A 5,369-nucleotide genomic window follows, 5' to 3' on the forward strand; every position below is an offset into this window, starting at 1 on the left:
AAGATTAACACAGCCTTATAAAAAGATGTGACGTAATTCTAGTACGTTTTGTTGTTAATAGAGGTGATTTAAAATGATTTTACTACAAGTGAATCAACTGCAAAAATATTATGGCGCTGACCTTATTTTATCGAATATAAAGCTTGAATTACAAACCCGCGACCGTGTAGCCCTTGTCGGCCGTAATGGTGCGGGAAAATCAACATTATTAAAGATTATTGCCGGACACCTGTCCCATGATGGCGGAGAGATCATCAAACCGAAAGATGTAACGATTGGGTATTTAGCGCAAAATACTGGCCTTGAATCCAATTTATCGATTTGGGATGAGATGTTAACCGTTTTCGAACCTCTTCGATTAATGGAAAAATCCCTTCACAGACTCGAAGAACAAATGTCCGATCCTCATATTTTTGAAGACAGTGCTAAGTACGAGCGCATTTTAAAAGAATATGATCAGCTTCAGGTAAAATTCAAAGAACAAGGCGGCTATCAATATGAAGCGGATATCCGCTCCGTTCTCTATGGACTAAACTTTCATGATAACACCCTGATGATTGCCTCATTAAGCGGCGGACAAAAAACTAGACTGGCCTTAGGTAAACTACTATTGACGAAACCTGATATTTTAATTTTGGACGAACCTACCAACCATCTTGACATTGACACCCTTTCCTGGCTGGAGCAATACTTGCAGGGCTATGATGGGGCCATTTTAATCGTTTCCCATGACCGATATTTCTTGGATAAAGTCGTAACACAAGTCTATGAAGTATCAAGGAAACAAATTCAACGGTATCCAGGCAACTATAGTGCCTATCTCGATCAAAAGGCAGCCAATTATGAGCGCGATATGAAACTATACGAAAAACAGCAGCAAGAGGTGGCCGATCTGCAAGATTTTATACAGCGAAATCTTGCTAGAGCCTCCACGACCAAACGCGCCCAAAGCCGGAGAAAAAAGCTTGATAAAATGGAATTAATGGACCGTCCGCTTGGAGATGAAAAATCAGCCACCTTCTCCTTTGAGATTGCAAAACAAAGCGGTAATGATGTATTAACAGTAGAATCCCTGTCTGTGGGTTATGAAGGTAAAAAAGTATCAGAGGATATTTCATTTCGTGCCTTCAGAGGCGAGAGTATTGCCTTAGTTGGACCAAATGGGATAGGCAAATCTACTCTTCTTAAAACTATTATTAACAAATTGCCTGTATTAGAGGGGGCAGTTCGCTATGGAACTAACCTTGCCATTGGGTATTATGACCAGGAACAAGCGGAATTAACTTCTAATAAACGAGTGTTAAATGAACTATGGGATGATTATCCTCTAAAAAGTGAGAAGGAAATTCGAACGGTTTTAGGCAATTTTCTATTTTCCGGTGACGATGTCCTGAAAATCGTTTCAACCTTAAGCGGCGGTGAAAAGGCCCGGCTTGCACTTGCCAAACTCATGCTTGAAAAAGCCAATCTGCTGATTTTGGACGAGCCCACAAACCACCTGGACCTCGACAGCAAAGAAGTGCTCGAGAATGCCTTGATTGACTATCCAGGCACCCTTCTCTTTGTCTCACATGATCGATATTTCATTAACCGGATTGCTACTAAGGTGTTGGAGTTAAGTCCTAAGGGCAGCTTAGAGTATTTGGGTGATTATGATTATTACGTTGAAAAGAAACTCGAGCAGGAAGAACTAGCTGCACTCGCTCTAAGTGACTCTGCTAAGAAAATAGCAGAGAAGGAGACAATAGAAAAAAATAGTTATCAACAGGATAAAGAGAGTAAAAAACTTGAACGCCAGAGGAAAAGAAGATTAGAAGAAGTGGAGCAGCGGATTGAAGAACTTGAAGAGCAAATTCAAGACTTTGAACAACAGTTATGTGATCCAGAGGTTTTTCAAAATCATGAAAAGGTTTTAGAGATTAATATTCAGAATGAAAAGGCAAAAGCAGAGCTTGAGCAGCTGATGGATGAGTGGGCTGCGCTTGCCGAATAATGACGAAACCGGGAGTATTTTCCCGGTTTTTTTTTATCCATAAAATTAGTTGTCCACAAGGTTACTCACATTTTAGATTGTATCCAGATAAACATTTATCGCGGTTTTCCACATTATCCACAGTTATCCCCTGTTTTATCCACATTATCAACAGAATGTGGATATCTATGTGCAAATTGTGGATTTAATATTCATTTTTCTGAATATTTTATCCACAGGCAAGAAAAACGCAAGCGCCCTGGTCAGCGGCGTATGGCCTGGAGTGCTTCAACTGAGATCAAGTCAACACGAAGAGCGACAGCTTTTTCGTGTTGACTTATCGCAGGGCGAAGAGCAAAGGACACTAGCCGCTAGGGCGCTGGAACTGAACAATCTCTATTCTAAAAAGAAAAAAGCCCTCCTATTCGGAAGGACTATTCATTATATATTTCGATATCCAGTCCAGGATTGGCATTAAGGTTCAATCCCGCTCTGATCCCTTTTTCAAACAGGACACTACCCGCAGCAGCAATCATTGCCGCATTATCCGTGCATAATGAAAGTGGAGGTATGACCAATTCAACCTCAGGATGTTTTGAAAAGGTATGTTCCAGAGCCTTTCTTAGTCCCTTATTCGCTGCTACACCACCGGCTACTAAAAGCTGTTTCACTTTATACTCTGCAACAGCCCTCTCCGTCTTTTTCACAAGCACTTCAATGACACTTTCCTGAAAACTCGCTGCTAAGTCCTCAGGGGCAATTGTCTCACCACGCTGCTCTGCATTGTGTACAGTGTTAATAACTGCTGATTTTAAACCGCTAAAACTAAAATCATACGATCCTTCCTCAAGCCAAGCCCTTGGTAAGTCTATTGTTGGTTTTCCTTCAAGTGCCAAACGGTCAATATGCGGTCCTCCCGGATAGGGCATATTCAGGGTTCTTGCAACCTTATCATAAGCTTCTCCAGCAGCATCGTCCCTTGTTTCACCAATCACCTTAAAGTGTCCATGCTCCTTCATATAAACAATTTCCGTATGCCCTCCAGAAACGACGAGAGCCAGAAGTGGAAACTTCAATTCTGTCACAAGTCTGTTCGCGTATATATGACCAGCGATATGATGTACAGGGACGAGTGGCTTATTATGGGCAAAAGCAAGGGCTTTGGCCGCATTTACGCCAATTAACAGCGCACCTACTAGGCCTGGGCCTTCTGTTACCGCAATGGCATCTATTTCTGAAAAAGTGAGATTGGCTTGACGCAGGGCCTCTTCGATGACAATGGTTATTTGTTCTACATGGTGGCGGGAGGCTATCTCAGGTACAACCCCGCCAAATCTCTTATGGCTCTCAATTTGCGAGGCTACCACATTTGCCGCAATTTCACGGCCATTCTTAATTATCGCTACGGCTGTTTCGTCACAGCTTGTCTCTATCCCTAAAATCCATAAATCTTTTTTCATAAGTTCACCCACATAATTAGTGCATCTTCCTGATTATCGGAATAATAATTTTTTCGAATCCCGCCGTCGTGAAAACCAGATTTCCGGTAAAGGGATTGAGCAACATGGTTGGTCACACGGACTTCAAGTGTCATACTCCTTGCTCCCATTTCACGGGCAGTTGACATTAGTTTTGTTAACAAAGCCTCGCCTAGTTTCTTACCTCTATATTCTGGAAGAATGGCTATATTGGTTACATGGGCTTCATCAATTACAATCCAAGTGCCGCAATAGCCAATAATTTTTTCATTTTCCTCTAGGACAATATAGACGGCAAATTTATTATTGTGTATTTCATTAAAGAATGCCTCTCGACTCCATGGGGTGGTAAAGGAGGCATGCTCAACTTCTAACACCTGATCGATATCCTCTTCCCTCATTAAACGAAACACATAAGAATCTACCATTTCTCTAACCCTATCCATTTAGAATTTTCCCTTTTGCCTCCAGCCATTTCGCTTCGGCCTCGGCCAAGCGAATATAATTTGGAACAAAGGAATGTAAGTCTTCCCCCGGTTTATCCTGCCCTAGCCCTGCCAGCTCTGCTGGACGAGGATTGTGCTCAAGTTTACTGGCATAAATCGCTTTTTCCCCTAATATCTCTTCTATTTTAGCTTGATGAATGGGTAAATCATTTCCGACGAATAGAATAGGTCTGTCCATCTCTTTTAGCTCTTCGGCCCAATCGGCCAACATAACGAGCTGATCCTTCCTTACGGCTGTCAACTTACTGTTTTGATATTGATAGAGGGCTGTGTAGACTTGTCCTCTTCTGGCATCAAATATAGGCGATACGTACCCATCAAAGTAACGTCCTGTACCTGCTGCTAATATTTCGAGACTGGAAATCCCAACAAGAGGTATATTTAAGGTCCAAGCTAACGTTTTCGCAACGGTTACCCCAATTCTAACGCCTGTATAGGAGCCGGGCCCTTTTGCAACCACAATCTTCGTTAAATCTGCAGGCACTCTTTCGCAATCCTTCATTAATGTTTGGATCGCAGGCATAATCCGAACAGAATGGTTTTTCTTTAAGTTGGTAATATATTCACCGAGGACTTGATTTTCCTCTAACAGCGCTACTCCTAAAACATAATTAGAAGTATCTATCGCTAAAATGGTCATCTAAAATATCTCCTTACATAATTGCTCATATCTAGGCCCTGTAGGCTTTAAGACAATTTTTCGCTGTTCCTGACCTTGATGGTATAAATAGATCGTCAGCAGTTCAGCTGGCAGCTGTTCTTCAATAAGATGAGCCCACTCTACAACTGTAACTCCATTACCTTCAAAGTATTCATCAAAACCCAGGTCCTCGAATGCATCAGCTACTCGGTATACGTCCATATGATACAATGGAAGCCGGCCTTTATATTCTTTGATTATTGTAAATGTGGGACTATTAACTGTTTTATTTACCTCTAATCCTTTTGCCAACCCTTTTGTAAAAGTAGTTTTCCCCGCACCAAGATCGCCTTCAAGAGCGATGACGTCACCTGGCTTCAGAAATTCAGCTAATCTTGCAGCAAACTGTGAAGTTTCCTTGTCATTCATTGTCGTTAGTTCAAATACTTCCATCCAATCACCTTACTTTACCATAACAATTCTTTATTATCATTTTACCCTTATTTAGGCATAAAAAAAACCTTAGGATGCTTCCTAAGAGTATATATACTATATGAGTTTACAAGAATTTTGCGTTTAAAGCAAAAAGACGACGGTTCTCTTAATTCTTTTAATTGTATGAAAGACAGTTTATGGGATTGGGCTCTTGATATTGTCCTTCTTAAGCTGGATGAAGGACAGTGAGGTGGGTTGGCTTTGGATTTTGTCCTTCATAAGTGTGATGAAGGACAGTTTGTGTCGTTTGGCTTTGGACTTTGTCCTTCATAAGTGTG

At 41.4% G+C, this 5,369-nt stretch carries 5 protein-coding genes; 1 reads left to right on the forward strand and 4 read right to left on the reverse strand.

The genetic code is table 11. The annotated features are described in order from the left end of the window. Positions 1-73: 73 nt before the first annotated feature. Positions 74-1,993 (forward strand): ABC-F family ATP-binding cassette domain-containing protein, encoded by a 1,920-nt coding sequence (locus V7266_RS00525; protein ID WP_335465207.1) that lies wholly within the window; start codon positions 74-76, stop codon positions 1,991-1,993. A gap of 413 nt (positions 1,994-2,406) precedes the next feature. On the opposite strand, the gene tsaD is transcribed toward V7266_RS00525, so the two are convergent. From tsaD to tsaE, 4 genes are read right to left on the reverse strand one after another with little or no spacing between them, the layout of a single operon-like run. After that, entirely contained in the window at positions 2,407-3,432 is a 1,026-nt protein-coding gene (gene tsaD / locus V7266_RS00530; protein WP_335465209.1) for a tRNA (adenosine(37)-N6)-threonylcarbamoyltransferase complex transferase subunit TsaD, read from the reverse strand. Continuing rightward, positions 3,429-3,878 carry a ribosomal protein S18-alanine N-acetyltransferase gene (gene rimI, locus V7266_RS00535; protein ID WP_335465215.1) on the reverse strand — a complete coding sequence of 150 codons (450 nt, stop codon included), beginning with the start codon at positions 3,876-3,878 and terminating at the stop codon, positions 3,429-3,431. The genes tsaD and rimI overlap by 4 nt, the downstream gene beginning before the upstream one ends. A gap of 10 nt (positions 3,879-3,888) precedes the next feature. Then, on the reverse strand, positions 3,889-4,596 hold the full coding sequence (gene tsaB, locus V7266_RS00540; RefSeq protein WP_335465211.1) for a tRNA (adenosine(37)-N6)-threonylcarbamoyltransferase complex dimerization subunit type 1 TsaB: 708 nt from the start codon (positions 4,594-4,596) through the stop codon (positions 3,889-3,891). Further along, positions 4,597-5,049 (reverse strand): tRNA (adenosine(37)-N6)-threonylcarbamoyltransferase complex ATPase subunit type 1 TsaE, encoded by a 453-nt coding sequence (gene tsaE / locus V7266_RS00545; protein ID WP_335465213.1) that lies wholly within the window; start codon positions 5,047-5,049, stop codon positions 4,597-4,599. It lies immediately after the preceding gene. Between the last annotated feature and the right edge of the window lie 320 nt (positions 5,050-5,369).

This window comes from Neobacillus drentensis (assembly GCF_036965645.1).
Lineage (GTDB): Bacteria > Bacillota > Bacilli > Bacillales > Cytobacillaceae > Neobacillus > Neobacillus drentensis_D.

Excerpts from the sequence above, each read along its gene's own strand:
- V7266_RS00525 (WP_335465207.1), top strand. The coding sequence starts at position 74 with ATGATTTTACTACAAGTGAATCAACTGCAAAAATATTATGGCGCTGAC.
- tsaD (WP_335465209.1), bottom strand. The coding sequence starts at position 3,432 with ATGAAAAAAGATTTATGGATTTTAGGGATAGAGACAAGCTGTGACGAA.
- rimI (WP_335465215.1), bottom strand. The coding sequence starts at position 3,878 with ATGGTAGATTCTTATGTGTTTCGTTTAATGAGGGAAGAGGATATCGAT.
- tsaB (WP_335465211.1), bottom strand. The coding sequence starts at position 4,596 with ATGACCATTTTAGCGATAGATACTTCTAATTATGTTTTAGGAGTAGCG.
- tsaE (WP_335465213.1), bottom strand. The coding sequence starts at position 5,049 with ATGGAAGTATTTGAACTAACGACAATGAATGACAAGGAAACTTCACAG.